The following is a 14706-nucleotide window of genomic DNA, read 5'->3' as shown; positions in this document are numbered from 1 at the left end:
AGGTACTTTCAAACGGCCTTGCGCACCAGAACCGGTTCATCGGCGACCGGCGGCCTGTCGGAACTCTTCGGCAGTTTCTCAGCGATACCGAGCGCGGTTTCGCGCCGCCGCATCTCCTCCCAGATGTCGTCGGGCGTGATCCCCATGTCGGCCCACAGGACGGTCAGGTTGTAGATCAGGTCGGCACTCTCGGCAACCACGCCATCATGGTTGTGCTGGACGGCCTCGATCACGATCTCGACCGCTTCCTCCCCCACCTTCTGGGCCATCTTGGCCCGACCGGCTTGGTGGAGCTTCGCCGTGCGCGACTTCTTGGGATCGAGTTCCCGGTGCTCAAGCACAGAATTGTATAGACGTCTGAACGAGTCATGCATGATATCGGTACCAATGGGCAGCCAGACTGGACTGCGACCCACTATGCCTGAGTCGCTCCCATCCTGGAATGTTAATGACAGACATTACAGGTGGTAAGCTGACGCAGCCTTGTCACCCGTTCTTCATCCCCCTTTCGGGCAGGATGGCCCGGCCCGCTGCGGTACTCAGGCGAAATCCCGGAAACTGTCGGCCGCCGTCCGGTCATAGCCCTGGCTGGCCCGCAGCAGCTGCCGCGTATAGTCCTGCGCGGCCTCGCCCCGGCGCAGGTCTGCGACGGACATCTCCTCCACCACGCGGCCCCGGTTCATCACGGCCAGCCGGTCGCACATGTAAGCGACGACCGACAGATTATGGCTGACCAGGATATAGGTCAGGCCGCGCTCCGTCCGCAGGCGCTTCAGCAGGTTGAGGATTTCGGCCTGGACGGAAACGTCCAGCGCGGAGGTCGGCTCGTCCAGCAGAAGCACGCGCGGTTCCAGGATCAGGGCGCGCGCGATGGCGACCCGCTGGCGCTGCCCGCCCGAGAGCTGGTGGGGAAAGCGGAAGCGGAACCGGGGGCCGAGACCGACCTCCCGCAGGATGCGCTCGATCCGCCGGTCGGCGTCGCCCAGCCCGTGGATCGCGACGGGTTCCGCCAGGATACGGTCGACGGTGTGGCGCGGGTGAAGCGAGCCATAGGGGTCCTGGAACACCATCTGGCAGCGTTTGAAGAACGCCTTTTCCCGCCGGTGCCGTTGCGCCTGCCCGTCGACCGACACGATGCCGGACCAGTCCGGATTGAGCCCGATGATGGCGCGCAGCACGGTCGACTTGCCGGAGCCGGATTCACCGACCAGCCCGAAGCTCTCGCCCTCCCCGACCCGGAAACTGACGTCCTGGACTGCGTGGATGGCGCTCTCGCCGTGGCCGAAGATGACGTTCAGGTCCTCCACCGCGATCATCGGCCGCTCCCTGTCCCGATCCAGGCGGGGTCGCGGTCCAGGACCGGCAGTTCGGGCCGCGTCTCGTCCAACCGGGGAAGACTGTCGAGCAGTCCCCTGGTATAGGGATGCATGGCGTCGTGCAGTTCGTCGGCGCGGCAGGTCTCGACCACGCGGCCGGCATACATGATCAGGATGCGATCGCAGAACGAGGCGACCAGGTTGAGGTCGTGGCTGATGAAGACCAGCCCCATGCCCCGCCTGCCGCACAGCTCGTCCATGATCGCCAGCACCTGCATCTGGACCGTGACATCCAGCGCCGATGTCGGCTCGTCCGCGATCAGCAGGTCGGGGTCGGGGATCAGCATCATCGCGATCATGATGCGCTGACCCATCCCGCCGGAAACCTCGTGCGGGTACAGGTCGAACACCCGCTCCGGATCGCGGATGCGGACGGCTTCCAGCATCTCCAGCGCGCGCCGCCGGGCGTCGCGCCGGCCCGCCCCGCTGTGGACCTGGTAGGCTTCCGCGATCTGGCGGCCGACGGTCATCACGGGATTGAGCGAGAACTTGGGGTCCTGCATGACCATGGAGATGCGCCGGCCGCGGATGCCGCGCATCGTCCGTTCGGAAGCCGTGCTCAGGTCCATGCCGTCGAACTCGATCCGGTCGGCGGAGACCTCGCCCGGCGGCGGGACGAGGCGCAGGACGGCTCGCCCCGTCATGGATTTGCCGGAGCCGGACTCGCCGACGATCCCCAGCTTCTCCCGCCCGACGGTGAAGGAGACGCCGCGGACGGCCTCGGTGAAGCCGTCGCGCGCCGGAAAGCGGACGCGCAGGTTTTCGACGGTGAGGAGAGGAGGTGTCAGGGAAGTCATCCGTTCTTGGGGTCCAGCACGTCGCGCAGACCGTCGCCCAGCAGGTTGAATCCCAGGCTGACCACGAAGATCGCCAGTCCCGGCAGGGTGGCGACCCACCACTGCTCCAGCAGGTACTGGCGCCCGGTCGAGATCATGGCGCCCCATTCCGGCAGCGGCGGCTGGGCTCCCAGACCCAGGAAGCCCAGGCCCGCGGCGGTCAGGATGATGCCGGCCATGTCGAGCGTCACCCGCACGATCAGGGAGGAGGTGCAGAGCGGGATCACGTGCCCCGCGATGATCCTCACCGGAGAGGCGCCTTGCAGGCGGACGGCGCTGATGAAGTCGCTGTGGCGGATCGTCATGGTTTCCGCCCGGGCGATGCGGGCATAGGGCGGCCAGGAGGTGATCGCGATGGCGATGACCGCGTTCTCGATCCCCGGCCCCAGCGCCGCGACGAAGGCCAGCGCCAGGATCAGCTTGGGGAAGGCCAGGAAGATGTCGGTGATGCGCATCAGCACGATGTCGGTCCAGCCGCCGAGATAGCCGGACACGGTGCCGATCAGCAGCCCGACCACCGGGGCGGTCACCGCGACCAGGAGCACGATGTAGAGCGTCAGCCGCGAGCCATGGACGACGCGCGAGAAGATGTCGCGACCGAACTGGTCGGTTCCGAACCAATGGGCAGCGCCGGGCGGCTGGAGGCGGTTGGCGAGGTCCTGGTCGTAGGGCGACTGGGTGGCGATCAGCGGGGCGAACAGGGCGACCAGGACCAGGGCCGCGATGATGAAGAAGCCGACCATGGCGAGCCGGTTGCGCGAGAAAGCCAGCCAGCCGGCATAGAGCCGGCCAAGCCGCGCCTGCCCCCGCGAGCGCGGCGTGTCGGTCAGCAGCCAGTCGCGCAGGCCTCCCTTCATGGATGCGCCGGTCATCGCCGCGCCCTCGGGTCCAGCAGCCGGTACAGCAGGTCGGACAGGAGGTTCAGCCCGATGAAGACGGCTCCCACCACCAGGGTGCCGCCCAGCACGGCGTTCATGTCAGCGCTCAGCAGGCTGTTGGTGATGTACTGGCCCAGGCCGGGCCAGGCGAACACCGTCTCGGTCAGGACGGAGCCTTCCAGCAGGGTGGCGTAGGACAGCGCCACCACCGTGATCAGCGGCACCGCGATGTTGCCCAGCGCGTGGCGCCAGACCACGCGGGCTTCGGACAGGCCCTTGACCCGGGCGGTCGTGATGTATTCCTGCCTGAGCTGGTCCAGCATGAAGCTTCGGGTCATGCGGCTGATATAGGCGATGCTGAAATAGCCCAGGATGGAGGCCGGCAGGACCAGGTGGGACAGCGCGTTCCAGAAGATCTCGGTCTCGCCGGCCAGCAGCGCGTCCACGGTCAGGATGCCGGTCACCGGATCGACCAGCCCGTCGTAGAAGACGTCCAGCCTGCCCGGCCCGGGCGCCCAGTCCAGCTTGGCGTAGAACAGCAGCAGCCCGACCAGCCCCAGCCAGAACACCGGCACGGAATAGCCGACCAGCCCCAATACGCGCACCAGATGGTCGGGCCAGCGGCCGCGATGGACGGCGGCCATCACCCCGGCGGGAATGCCCAGCACCACCCCTATGATGACGGCCGCGGTCGCCAGTTCCAGCGTGGCGGGAAAGACGCGGGCGACGTCCTCCAGCACCGGCCGCGAGGTCAGCACCGAGGTGCCGAGATCGCCGCGCGCCACGTCGGCGACGTACAGGCCGAACTGCTGCCACAGCGGCAGGTCCAGACCCAGCTCCTGCCGCATCCGCTCGTAGGTCTCGGCATTGGCGCGGTCGCCGACGGCGGCGAGCACCGGGTCGATCGGCACGACCCGGCCGATGAGGAAGGTCACCAGCAGCAACCCGAGAAGCGTCAGCGCCACCGAGGCCAGCAGCCCGGCGACCCCCCGCAGCGGCCCGGCGGGGCGCCGGGGCCGCCGGGCGGCGGTGTTGCCGCCCGCTTTGACGATGTCGGTCAAGACCCGCTACTTCTTGGTCGCGAGCCGATACAGGTTGGTGTCGAAGCTGGGCCCCCAGACCAGCCCTTCCACGTTGGTCCGCACCGCGGGGACCTCGACCTGCTGGAACATGATGACGAAGGGGCTGTCCTCCATCACCGTCTTCTGGAGCTCACGATAAGTCTCGGCCCGCTTGGAGGCGTCGCGCTCCAGCACGGCCGAGGCCGTCTTCTTCGTAAGCTCGGGAATGTCCCAGGCGTTACGCCACGCGAGCGTCTTGGACGCACCGTCGTCCGCATTGTTCGGGTTGGACGCGAAGGTCTCGGCGTTGGTGTGCGGGTCCTGGTAGTCGGGCCCCCACTGGCCGATATAGATGTCCTGGTTGCGCGCCCGGTACTTGGTCAGCGCCTGCTTGCCGTCCATGGGCAGCAGCTCGATCTTGACCCCGGCCGCCGCGGCGCTGGCCTGGATGGTCTGCGCCATGTCCATGGTCGGCGAGGTGTTGCGCACGTCCATTGTCACGGTGAAGCCGTCGGGGTATCCGGCGGCGGCCAGCAGTTCCCGCGCCTTCGCCGGATCGTACTTGAACGGCTTGTCCTCCACCGCGCCCAGGAAGCCCTTGGGCAGGAAGGCCTGGTGGACGGTGCCGAGGCCGTTCATGATGCTGCCGCGCATGGCGTCGTAATCGACGAGATGGCGCATCGCCTTTCGGACCTCGGGCTTGGCGAGGATCTCGTTCTTCTGGTTGAGGCTTATGTACCAGAGCGTGCCCTTGGGCGCCTCGACCAGCCGGATGTCCTTGGACGCGCGGAGCGGCTCGAACTGCTCCGGCTTGAGGTTGCGCGCAACATCAACGTCGCCCTTCTCCAGCAGGAGCCGCTGGGTGGCGGGCTCGGGGATGTGGCGGATGATCACCCGCTTCATGGCCGGACCGCCCTGCCAGTAGCCCGGATAGGCATCCAGCATCAGCATCTCGCTGGCTTTCCACTGGCGGAGCTTGAACGGGCCGGAGCCGGCGGAATTGGTCTTCAGCCAGTTGGTCCCGAAGTCGCCGTCCTTCTCGTTCTGCTGGACCAGCTTGGAGTCGACGATGGAGGCGACGCCGGCGGTCAGGCAATACAGCACGAAAGTCGGCGCGTAGGCCTGGTCGGTCTCCATCACCAGCGTCCGGGCATCGGTGGCCCGGACCTTCTGGTCCACGTTGTCCTTGGTGAAGCCGAACTGGGTCAGGATGAAGGCCGGGGACTTGTTCAGCTTGACCGCGCGGCGGAGCGAATAGGCGGCGTCCTCCGCGGCGAGGGCGTTGCCGGAATGGAACTCGACTCCGTCGCGGATCTTGAAGGTATAGGTCTTGCCGTCGTCCGAAACCTCCCAGCTCTCCGCCAGCCCGGGCAGGATCTTGCTGACATCGTTCACGTCGTAGGAGATCAGCCGCTCGTAGACCTGGGCACCGTACTCGGCGCCGGACAGCTCGAAGATCTCGGCGGGATCGAGGCTGATGATATCGTCGAACTGCCAGGCCATCACCAGCGCGTCCTTCGGCGTGTCCGCCAGGGCCTGCGTTCCGGCCCCCACGCCGGTTCCCACGACCGCGAGCGCCACGAAGGCGGCTCCCATAAGATTCCGGGCGAACTTATCCATGACGCGGCCTCTCTCCTGTCCTGGCATCTTGTTGATTCGTTTGCCCTGTCCGGTCCCGGCGTCGGGCTTCGATGCGCCTGCGAAGGATTGACCGTCCGGTCAGGTCCTGTCAAGCGACGCACCTGGAGAAGCGGCGCGATGGAATTGCTGCCCCTTGGCTTTTGGGGGTCGCGCCGGGCTTGCCGACGGGGCAGGATGCGCCCGCCGCATCCGTCCCTCTGAGCAAGCGCCCCATCCATCATGCTGCCGATCGTCCGATCCATCTCCTCCCTGCTGACCGCCGTCGCCCTGCTGATGCTGGGCAGCGGAATGCTCAGCACCCTGGTCGGCGTGCGGCTGACCGCCACGGGGGTCGGGCCGGTCGCGATCGGCTTCGTCATGGCGGCCTATTATGCCGGGCTGACCGCGGGGTCGCTGTTCGGCTACCGGGTCATCGCGAAGGTCGGTCATATCCGGGCCTTCTCCGCCTTCGCGTCGGTGTTCTCCGCCGCGACCCTGGGGCACGCGCTCTATCTCAGCCTGCCGCTGTGGGCGGTGCTGAGGCTGGCCGAGGGCTTCTGCATGGCCGGGCTGTTCATGTGCATCGAGAGCTGGCTGAACGACCGGGCGACCAGCCGGACGCGCGGGCAGATGCTGTCGCTCTACATGATCACGCTCTACGGCGCCATGGCGATCGGGCAGCAGCTGCTGAACCTGGACGACCCGACGGGCATGCTGCGGTTCATCGCGATCTCGATGCTGACCTCGCTGGCGCTGGTGCCGGTGGCGCTGACCCGCAAGGCCCCGCCCCTGCTGCCCGACATCGCCTCCTTCGGCATCCGGCGGCTGTACGAGGCGTCGCCGCTGGGGATCTTCGGGACCTTCGTCAGCGGCATCGTGACCGGCGCCATCTACGGCCTGGCGCCGGTCTACGGCACCCAGCAGGGATTCGGGACGGCGGGCACCGCGCTGTTCATGACCGTTATCATCCTGGGCGGCGTGGCGCTGCAATGGCCGCTGGGCAAGCTGTCGGACGTGTTCGACCGCCGCACCGTGATCATCGCCCTGTCGGCGGCCACGGCGGCGGTCAGCGTCGGCATGATCACGGCGTCCGAGATCGGAGGCGACCTGATGCTGATGCTGGTGGCGGCACTGTTCGGCGGACTGTCCTTCACGCTCTATCCCGTCTGCGTCGCCCACACCAACGACCATATCGACAAGTCGGAGCTGGTGCAGGCCAGCGGCGGACTGATCCTCGCCTATTCGGTCGGCGCCACGATGGGGCCTCTGGCGGGCTCCGCCGTGATGTCTGTCCTGGGCGGCCCGGGGCTGTTCGCCTTCACCGGGGCCGGCGCCGCGGCGGCCGTGGTATTCGGGCTGTACCGTACGGCCAAGCGCGCCGCTCCGCCGTCCGAGGCGCAGGGCCCGTTCCGCAGCCTGCCGCGGACCACGCCCGTGGTCGCCCCCCTGGACCCGCGCGGCGAGGAGGAACCCCAGCTCTCCCTGGACCTGCCGGAAAGCCGGCTTGGCGGGCGGCGTGCCGCGGAATGAGGCATTCCGGGCCCGCGTGGGCATGCTTGCCATTGGTTCATGGGCGGACCGGAGATATGGTGTAGGCAAATCGGTTGACCATCCAACCGGGGCAATCCGGCCCCGGCGCAGCGCAAAACAGTGGAGTACGATTCATGGCCGGCAGCGCGCTCACCTTCTTCAAGGGGCAGTGGCTCGAAGGCAATCCGGGGATCATCGGCCCGATGAACCATTGCATGTGGCTGTCGTCGGTCGTTTTCGACGGCGCCCGCGCGTTCGAGGGCGTGGCCCCCGACCTGGACCGCCATTGCGAGCGGCTGATCGCGTCCGGCCACGCCCTGGGGCTGGCGCCCATGCTGACGGCCGGAGAGATCCAGGAACTGGCGATCGACGGCATCGGCCGCTTCCCGCCCGGCACGGCGCTTTACATCCGCCCGATGTTCTTCGCCGAGGCAGGCTGGGTTATGCCCGATCCGGCGAGCACCGCCTTCGCGCTGACCGTCCATGAATCGCCGATGCCTCCGGTGACGGGGTTCACCGCCTGCCTGTCGACCAGGCGGCGGCCCCTGCCCGGCACGGCCCCGACGGACGCCAAGGCCTCCGCCCTCTACCCCAACGCCGGCCTGGCGCTTCGCGAGGCGCAGGGCCGCGGCTTCGACAATGCGATCCTGCTGGACCCGCTGGGCAACGTCGCGGAGTTCGCGACCGCCAACCTGTTCATCGCCAAGGACGGCGCGGCCCATACGCCGGTTTGCAACGGCACCTTCCTGAACGGCATCACGCGCCAGCGGGTGGCGCAGCTGCTGCGCGACGCGGGGGTCCCGGTGTTCGAGCGCACGATCACCTGGGCCGAATTGATGGACGCCGACGAGGTGTTCTCCACCGGCAACTATTCCAAGGTCGTCCCGGTCACCCGGGTCGAGGACAGCCGCTTCGAGCCCGGCCCGGTCTTCAAGCGTGCCCGCGACCTCTACTGGGACTTCGCGCACCGGTGAGCGGCGCCGACGCATTTCCCGTGGTGCGCGACGGCCGGGACGGCGACGCGGACCAGCTTATCCGTCTGATGGCCGACGTGTTCGCCGAGTATCCCGGCTGCGTGCTCGACGTGGACGGGGAGGAGCCGGACCTGCGCGCCATCGCGACGGCCTATGCCGGCCATGGCGGCCGCTTCTGGGTCGCCGAGTCCCCCTCGGACGGCCGCATCGTCGGCATGGTCGGCGGCCGCCCCCTGGGCTCCGCCGACGGGCATTGGGAGCTGAAGAAGCTCTATGTGGACCGCAGCGCCCGAGGCACCGGCCTGGGATCGCACCTGGTCCGGCTGGTGGAAGCGGAGGCCGCCCGGCGTGGCGCCCCGGTGCTGGAGCTGTGGAGCGACACCCGGTTCCTCGACGCCCATCGCCTCTACCAGCGACTGGGCTTCCGGCGCGGAACGGAGCTGCGGGAACTGCACGACCTCAGCAACAGCGTCGAGTACCACTTCGCCAAGCCGGTCGCCGTGAGCAAGGAAACGCGGTCCCTGGCCCGCATCCTGGAGCACCACGGCATCACCGTGGTGCTGGACGTCGGCGCCAATGTCGGGCAGTACGCGACGCGCCTGCGGCACGGCGGATATGACGGCAGGATCGTCTCGTTCGAGCCGCTGCCGGAGGCGAGGGCCGCCCTCGCCCGCGCCGCCGCCGGAGACCGGCTGTGGCAGATCGCCCCGCAGGCGGCGCTCGGTGCCGACCGCGGCACCGTCACGCTCAATGTCTCCGCGGAGTCGGACATGAGCTCGACCCTGCCGTTCCGGCCGGAGATGGGCGAACTGCTCGACAGCGCCGCCTATACCGGGTCGGTCACGGTGCCGATCACGCGGCTCGACGAGGTGTTCGACGCGCATGTGGCGCCCGGCGACCGCTGCTTCCTGAAGATCGATACCCAGGGCACCGAATCCGCCGTCCTGGACGGCGCCGCCGGCCGGCTCGACCGGATCAGCTGCATCCAGCTGGAGTTGTCCGTCGTTCCGGTCTACCAGGGGGAGCCGGGTTATCTAGACATGATCGACGGGCTGGCCCGGCTCGGATTCCAGCCGGCGCTCTTCATCCCGGGCTATTTCAACCGGCGCACGGCACGAATGATCTCCATGGACGGAGTGTTTGTGCGTTTATCCCAGTAATTTTCATTTAAGCATCTGTAAATGACTCATCGGCCATATCTGTAGGTACGATCCAGGACGCTCCGACGGCGCGTTCGACACGGTTCGGACGGCAGCGTTTCTGAGTTTTCTGAAAGTCACTTCATGACCACGATCCTGATCATCGACGACAGCCAGCTTGCCCGCAACATGGTATCGGGCATGGTCCGCGGCGCGCGGCCGGAGTGGCAGATCGTCACGGCGAAGAACGCGGACGACGCCCTTGAGAAAGTCGCCGAGGTCACCCCCGACGTCGCGATCGTGGATTTCAACATGCCCGGCATGGACGGGCTGAACCTGTCCTGCGAGCTGCACAGCCGGTTTCCCGACCTGGACATCAGCATCCTGACCGCGAACGTCCAGGACAGCATCCGCCGCAAGGTGACCGACAAGGGGTTCCGCTTCGTCGAGAAGCCGATCACGCCGGACAAGATGCGCGACCTTCTGGCCTCGATCCCGTGAGGACCGTCATGCAGTTGACGGAAGCGGAAAGCGACGCGATCATCGAACTGTTCAATCTCGGTATGGGCAGGGCCGCCGGCGCGCTCGGCCAGATGGTCGATGCCGAGGTCGCCCTCTCCGTTCCCAGCCTGGAGATCGTCCGCCGGACCGATGCCCCCGATCAGCTCGGCTGCCCGGCGGGGCAGCGGATCTGCGCGGTCCGGCAAACCTTCGCCGGCCCCTTCGACGGCCAGGCCATGCTGATCTTCCCGGAAGGCAGCAGCCTGGAGCTGGTCCGCCGGCTGCTGCCAGACAGCCCGCCGCTGGGCGACATGACCGACCTGGAGGAGGAGGCGCTGACGGAGGTCGGCAACGTCATTCTGAACCATTGCCTCGCCAGCTTCGCCAACTTGCTGCATTCCGAGATCAGGACCGAGATCCCGGTCTATCAGATCGGCCGGCCGGAGGAGATCATCGGAACGGCGGCCGGGACGACGGCCAGCACCTATGTGCTGATCATCCGGGTCGATTTCGGCCTCTTCGCGAAGCGCATCGAGGGCCATGTCCTCTTCCTGCAGGACATCGCGTCGATCCAGGCATTCCAGACCGCCATCCGCGCCTTCGTGGCCAGCATGGACGCCTGACGGGCGGAATCGAAGGCGCCATGTCGATTCCCCCGGGCCTGTCAGACCAGATCGTCCACAACAGCGATATCGGTCTCCTGGTCGTCGACCGGGACGAGCGTGTGGTGGTCTGGAACCGCTGGCTGGCCGTTCATTCCGGAATTCCCGAGACGACGGCGCTCGGAGCGCCGCTGACCGGGCTGTGGCCGACGATCGCGAATTCCCGTGCGCATCAAGCGATCCGGGAGGCGCTCGAGCATGGCCGGGCCGGCTTCATTTCCCACGCCTTCAACCCCATGCCCTTCCCGCTCCACGGGCTGGCCGGCGACCGCTTCGGCGACCCGATCGACCAACTCGTCCTGGTACGGGCGCTGGACTCCGAGCGTGGCGAGCGGCGCTGCCTGATCCAGATCGAGAACATCTCCAGCGCGGTCCGCCGCGAGAAGCACCTTCGCGCCCAGATCCGCGAGTTGCAGGAGACCAAGTCGCGCCTGGAACAGCAGGGCCGCGACCTCGAGGAGATGGCCCGGCGCCTGCGGTCCGCGCGCGACGACGCCGAACGCGCGAACCGCGCCAAGACGGAGTTCCTGGCCAACATGAGCCATGAGCTTCGCACGCCGCTGAACGCGATCATCGGCTTCTCGGAGATGCTCGAGTCAGGCTATGGCGGCACGCTGAGCGAGCGGCAGGCCAGCTACACGCGGGACATACACGACAGCGGACAGCACCTGCTCCAGATCATCAACAACGTGCTCGACATGTCGAAGGTCGAGGCGGGGCAGTACCAGCTTTTCGAGACGGCGGTGGATATCGGCGAAGTCGCCCGCACTGCCCTGTCGATCGTGGGCGGCCAGGCACGGGACCGCGGGCTGTCGCTGGAAACGAGGATGGCCGCCGACCTGCCCGTGGTGATGGCGGACGAACGGACCTTGCGGCAGGTCCTGCTGAACCTGCTGTCGAACGCGGTGAAGTTCACCCATCCCGGCGGCCGGATCACCCTGTCGGGCGGAAGGAACGCCGAGGGCGATATCGAGGTGCATGTGGGCGACACCGGCATCGGCATCCCGCCGGAAGCGCTGGACCTGGTGATGGAGCCGTTCCAGCAGGCGAACGGCAGCTTCAGCCGGGAGTACGAGGGGACGGGGCTGGGACTGACCATCAGCAAGAACTTCATCGAGCTTCACGGCGGCCGGCTGACGATCGCCAGCGAGGTCGGCGTCGGCACGGTGGTGACCGTTCTGCTGCCGAAGTTCAGGGTGCTGAGCGACACGGGGGATTGATCGAGCCGGCGTCAGGCGCTCCGCCAGGGGTTGGGAAGCCTGACGCCAATCGGCTCGAATTCCCGCCGATCGCGGGTGACCATGGTCAGACGATGAGCCAAGGCGATGGCGGCGGTGAGGCTGTCGCGGTGCGGTTGCGGATCGGGCAACCGCAAGGCGGCGCAACACAGCGCGACGGCGGCACCGACAGGAAGGATGCGGCTATCGAACGCAGGGATCGCTTTGGAACCGATCCAGCCGATCAGGCCGCGGTTTGCCGTTTCCGGCCGGAAGCGAACGCCGGCATCCACCATCTTCGCGACCCCTCTGAACGGAAATGCCGTTTCCCCTGTTAAGGGTGGTACCCGCAACCAAGTGGAGGTCAATTTGCTTCCCCCGCAGCCACTCCCGCCGCAGCCCCTCCCGCCGGGTGGGTCGCCGCTGCCGAACGAGGATTTGCCAAATCCCGGCCCCGCCGACGTGCCGCCGGCTCCCCAGCCGGATTTGCCGCCGAGCCAAGTCCCTCCTTCGATGGGTTGAACCACCATGGCAGAAAAGAAAGTAAATTCAGTCGAGGCAAAGCAGGCGACGAAGGAGGGGGTGGGACGCTACGTCCTCACCATCTCCTTCGTGCTCGCGGCGATCGCGCTGGTGATCGCCTACTTCGTCGTCATCTGAACGCCGGCTCCCGGCGATCCGCGGGGGTGGGCGTTACGCCCACCCGAGGTGGGCATGATGCCCACCCTTACACGTTCATGTCGCGGGTGAAGGGCAGGTTCCGGATGCGCCGGCCCGTGGCGGCGAACACGGCGTTGGCGACGGCCGGGCCGACGGGTGGCACGCCCGGCTCGCCGACTCCGGTCGGAGCAGCCGCCGATGGGACGATGTGGACCTCCACCGCCGGCATCTCCTCGATCCGGAGCACCCGGTAGTCGTGGAAATTTGACTGCTCCACCCTGCCCCGGTCCAGCGTCACTTCCCCGTACATCACGCCGCCCAGGCCGAAGCCGATGCCGCCTTCCATCTGCGCCCGGATCACGTCGGGGTTGACCGCGAGCCCGCAATCGACCGCGCAGACCACGCGGTCCACCTTGACCGACCCGTCCGTCTGCATGGTGACCTCGGCAACCTGTGCGACGAAGGTCGAGAAGGACTCGTGGACGGCGACGCCGCGCGCCTTGCCTTCCGGCAGCGGCGTCCCCCATCCGGCCTTCTCCGCCGCCAGGTTCAGCACGCCCAGGTGGCGGGGATGCTTGGCGAGCAGCGCGCGGCGGAACTCGACGGGATCCTTGCCGGCGGCACTCGCCAGTTCGTCGATGAAGACCTCCGTCGAATAGGCCGTGTGGGTGCTGCCGACCGCCCGCCACCACAGCACCGGCACGCCGACCTCGGTCGTGTGGAGGTCGACCAGCATGTTCGGGATGTCGTAGGGCAGGTTCGAAGCACCCTCGACCGACGTTCCATCCACGCCATCCTTGATCAGCACCGGGGCGAATGGCGTGCCGCCGATGATCGATTGCCCGACGATCCGGTGCTGCCAAGCGACCGGGTCGCCGGCCGCGTCCAGGCCCGCCGTCAGGGTATGGTAGTACATCGGCCGGTACCGGCCGCCGCGGATGTCGTCCTCCCGCGTCCACACCAGCTTCACCGGCGTCCCCCGGTCCAGCGCCTTGGCCACATGGACCGCCTCGACGATATAGTCCGAGGCGGCGTTGGCCCGGCGTCCGAAGCTGCCGCCGGCCACCAGCGTGTTGATCCTGACCTGTTCCGGTTTCAGCCCGGCCGCCGCGGCGGCGTTGTTCTGGTCGATCGTCTGGAACTGGTCGCCCGCCCAGATCTCGCATCCCGAGCCGTCGAGCCGGACGACGCAGTCCAGCGGCTCCATCGGGGCATGGGCCAGATAGGGGAATTCGAAGGAGGCCGTCACCGTCTTCGCGGCACCCGCGAGCGCCTTGGCGGCGTCACCCTCGACTCGCGCCGGGGCACCCGGCTTTCCGGCAAGCGCCTTGTACTCCGCCAGCAGTTCGGCGGTGCCCCGGGTCTCGGCCCGGGACTCGTCCCACTCGATCGCCAGGGCCTCGCGGCCTTTGGAGGCGGCCCAGAAATTCGTGGCGGCGACCGCGACGCCGGAAGGTACCCGGACGACATTGACCACGCCGGGGATCGCCAGCGCCTCCGCATCGTCGACCGACTTGACCGTGGCGCCGAACACCGGCGCGCGGGCGATCACGGCGGTCAGCATGCCGGGCAGCACAACGTCCAGGGCGAACGTCGCGGTACCGTTCGACTTCGACCGGGTGTCGACCCGGGGAACCGAGGTGCCGATCAGGGTGAACCGGGACGGATCCTTCAGGGGCACGTCGGCCGGTACCGGCAGGGCCGCCGCCTTGGCCGAGAGGTCGCCGAAGGTCGCCGACCGGCCCGACGCGGCGTGGGAGACGACGCCCTTCTCGACCGCGATCCCGGCGCGGTCCACCTTCCACTCCCGAGCAGCCGCCTCGACCAGCAGGGCCCGGGCGGTGGCACCCGCCTTGCGAAGCTGCTCGTAGGAATTGGCGATCGAGGAGCTGCCGCCGGTCCCCTGGACCGGGCCGAACGCCAGATTGTTATAGAGTGCGGCATCGGCCGGAGCTCCCTCGACCCGCATCTGCGACCAGTCCGCGTCGAGTTCCTCGGCGACCAGGGTGGCAAGCCCGGTATAGACCCCCTGCCCCATCTCTAGATGCTTGGACAGGACCGTGACCGTGTTGTCGGTGCCGATGCGGACGAAGGCGTTGGGAGCGAACGCCCCGCCGGCCGCAGCGGCGGAGGCGATCTTCGGACCGCCGCTCCAGTGGAAGCCGATCGTCAGGCCGGCCGCCGCGGCGGCGCTGCCCTGAAGGAAGCGGCGCCGGCTCGGCTTCGGGTCGATCGCGAAATTCTTGAGCATG

General features: G+C 67.9%; 15 protein-coding genes. 7 read left to right on the top strand and 8 right to left on the bottom strand.

Translation table 11 applies throughout. The annotated features are described in order from the left end of the window. Positions 1 to 8: 8 nt before the first annotated feature. The 6 genes from hisE to IGS68_RS09755 all read right to left on the bottom strand — a co-directional run bounded on the left by hisE (position 9) and on the right by IGS68_RS09755 (position 5771). Positions 9 to 374, bottom strand: coding sequence for a phosphoribosyl-ATP diphosphatase (gene hisE / locus IGS68_RS09780; RefSeq protein WP_201079415.1), 366 nt, complete (start codon positions 372 to 374; stop codon positions 9 to 11). 165 nt (positions 375 to 539) lie between these two features. Continuing rightward, the gene (locus tag IGS68_RS09775) at positions 540 to 1316 is read right to left on the bottom strand and encodes an ABC transporter ATP-binding protein (RefSeq protein ID WP_201079413.1); all 777 of its coding nucleotides are present in this window, start codon (positions 1314 to 1316) and stop codon (positions 540 to 542) included. After that, the gene (locus tag IGS68_RS09770; RefSeq protein WP_201079411.1) at positions 1313 to 2173 is read right to left on the bottom strand and encodes an ABC transporter ATP-binding protein; all 861 of its coding nucleotides are present in this window, start codon (positions 2171 to 2173) and stop codon (positions 1313 to 1315) included. The genes IGS68_RS09775 and IGS68_RS09770 overlap by 4 nt, the downstream gene beginning before the upstream one ends. Beyond that, on the bottom strand, positions 2170 to 3084 hold the full coding sequence (nikC, locus tag IGS68_RS09765) for a nickel transporter permease (RefSeq protein ID WP_201079409.1): 915 nt from the start codon (positions 3082 to 3084) through the stop codon (positions 2170 to 2172). The genes IGS68_RS09770 and nikC overlap by 4 nt, the downstream gene beginning before the upstream one ends. After that, positions 3081 to 4085 (bottom strand): ABC transporter permease, encoded by a 1005-nt coding sequence (locus IGS68_RS09760; protein ID WP_201081231.1) that lies wholly within the window; start codon positions 4083 to 4085, stop codon positions 3081 to 3083. Before IGS68_RS09760 ends, nikC begins: the two co-directional genes overlap by 4 nt. A 72-nt stretch (positions 4086 to 4157) precedes the next feature. Further along, complete coding sequence (locus IGS68_RS09755) at positions 4158 to 5771, bottom strand: ABC transporter substrate-binding protein (RefSeq protein ID WP_201079407.1); 1614 nt, start codon at positions 5769 to 5771, stop codon at positions 4158 to 4160. Positions 5772 to 6011: 240 nt separating this feature from the next. Between IGS68_RS09755 and IGS68_RS09750 the strand changes: the two genes are divergently transcribed. From IGS68_RS09750 to IGS68_RS09725, 6 genes are all read left to right on the top strand, one after another. Further along, positions 6012 to 7301 (top strand): MFS transporter, encoded by a 1290-nt coding sequence (locus IGS68_RS09750; protein WP_201079405.1) that lies wholly within the window; start codon positions 6012 to 6014, stop codon positions 7299 to 7301. A 134-nt stretch (positions 7302 to 7435) separates the two neighbouring features. Further along, positions 7436 to 8275 (top strand): branched-chain amino acid aminotransferase, encoded by an 840-nt coding sequence (locus IGS68_RS09745; protein ID WP_201079403.1) that lies wholly within the window; start codon positions 7436 to 7438, stop codon positions 8273 to 8275. Beyond that, on the top strand, positions 8272 to 9435 hold the full coding sequence (locus tag IGS68_RS09740; protein WP_201079401.1) for a bifunctional GNAT family N-acetyltransferase/class I SAM-dependent methyltransferase: 1164 nt from the start codon (positions 8272 to 8274) through the stop codon (positions 9433 to 9435). The genes IGS68_RS09745 and IGS68_RS09740 overlap by 4 nt, the downstream gene beginning before the upstream one ends. 123 nt (positions 9436 to 9558) lie before the next feature. Beyond that, entirely contained in the window at positions 9559 to 9915 is a 357-nt protein-coding gene (locus IGS68_RS09735; protein WP_201079399.1) for a response regulator, read from the top strand. 8 nt (positions 9916 to 9923) lie between these two features. Next, the gene (locus IGS68_RS09730) at positions 9924 to 10538 is read left to right on the top strand and encodes a chemotaxis protein (protein ID WP_201079397.1); all 615 of its coding nucleotides are present in this window, start codon (positions 9924 to 9926) and stop codon (positions 10536 to 10538) included. Positions 10539 to 10558: 20 nt separating this feature from the next. Beyond that, positions 10559 to 11797 (top strand): sensor histidine kinase, encoded by a 1239-nt coding sequence (locus IGS68_RS09725; protein WP_201079395.1) that lies wholly within the window; start codon positions 10559 to 10561, stop codon positions 11795 to 11797. Positions 11798 to 11808: 11 nt separating this feature from the next. Here the strand turns inward: IGS68_RS09725 and IGS68_RS09720 are convergent, their stop codons facing one another. After that, positions 11809 to 12090 carry a PIN domain-containing protein gene (locus IGS68_RS09720; protein ID WP_201079393.1) on the bottom strand — a complete coding sequence of 94 codons (282 nt, stop codon included), beginning with the start codon at positions 12088 to 12090 and terminating at the stop codon, positions 11809 to 11811. A gap of 232 nt (positions 12091 to 12322) precedes the next feature. On the opposite strand from IGS68_RS09720, the gene IGS68_RS35935 reads away from it, so the two are divergent. Beyond that, complete coding sequence (locus IGS68_RS35935; RefSeq protein ID WP_256445759.1) at positions 12323 to 12454, top strand: hypothetical protein; 132 nt, start codon at positions 12323 to 12325, stop codon at positions 12452 to 12454. A gap of 67 nt (positions 12455 to 12521) precedes the next feature. Here IGS68_RS35935 and IGS68_RS09715 read toward each other — a convergent pair whose 3' ends face one another. After that, a complete protein-coding gene (locus IGS68_RS09715) occupies positions 12522 to 14705 on the bottom strand; it encodes a xanthine dehydrogenase family protein molybdopterin-binding subunit (RefSeq protein WP_201079391.1) in 2184 nt (727 codons plus the stop codon). Between the last annotated feature and the right edge of the window lies 1 nt (position 14706).

The sequence above is a fragment of the Skermanella sp. TT6 genome (genome assembly GCF_016653635.2).
GTDB classification, from domain to species: Bacteria; Pseudomonadota; Alphaproteobacteria; order Azospirillales; family Azospirillaceae; genus Skermanella; species Skermanella cutis.
This window is presented reverse-complemented; position numbering and strand designations above follow the sequence as displayed.

Excerpts from the sequence above, each read along its gene's own strand:
- IGS68_RS35935 (WP_256445759.1), top strand. The coding sequence starts at position 12,323 with ATGGCAGAAAAGAAAGTAAATTCAGTCGAGGCAAAGCAGGCGACGAAG.
- IGS68_RS09715 (WP_201079391.1), bottom strand. The coding sequence starts at position 14,705 with ATGCTCAAGAATTTCGCGATCGACCCGAAGCCGAGCCGGCGCCGCTTC.
- nikC (WP_201079409.1), bottom strand. The coding sequence starts at position 3,084 with ATGACCGGCGCATCCATGAAGGGAGGCCTGCGCGACTGGCTGCTGACC.
- IGS68_RS09720 (WP_201079393.1), bottom strand. The coding sequence starts at position 12,090 with ATGGTGGATGCCGGCGTTCGCTTCCGGCCGGAAACGGCAAACCGCGGC.
- IGS68_RS09770 (WP_201079411.1), bottom strand. The coding sequence starts at position 2,173 with ATGACTTCCCTGACACCTCCTCTCCTCACCGTCGAAAACCTGCGCGTC.
- IGS68_RS09730 (WP_201079397.1), top strand. The coding sequence starts at position 9,924 with ATGCAGTTGACGGAAGCGGAAAGCGACGCGATCATCGAACTGTTCAAT.
- IGS68_RS09755 (WP_201079407.1), bottom strand. The coding sequence starts at position 5,771 with ATGGATAAGTTCGCCCGGAATCTTATGGGAGCCGCCTTCGTGGCGCTC.
- IGS68_RS09725 (WP_201079395.1), top strand. The coding sequence starts at position 10,559 with ATGTCGATTCCCCCGGGCCTGTCAGACCAGATCGTCCACAACAGCGAT.
- hisE (WP_201079415.1), bottom strand. The coding sequence starts at position 374 with ATGCATGACTCGTTCAGACGTCTATACAATTCTGTGCTTGAGCACCGG.
- IGS68_RS09775 (WP_201079413.1), bottom strand. The coding sequence starts at position 1,316 with ATGATCGCGGTGGAGGACCTGAACGTCATCTTCGGCCACGGCGAGAGC.
- IGS68_RS09745 (WP_201079403.1), top strand. The coding sequence starts at position 7,436 with ATGGCCGGCAGCGCGCTCACCTTCTTCAAGGGGCAGTGGCTCGAAGGC.
- IGS68_RS09750 (WP_201079405.1), top strand. The coding sequence starts at position 6,012 with ATGCTGCCGATCGTCCGATCCATCTCCTCCCTGCTGACCGCCGTCGCC.
- IGS68_RS09735 (WP_201079399.1), top strand. The coding sequence starts at position 9,559 with ATGACCACGATCCTGATCATCGACGACAGCCAGCTTGCCCGCAACATG.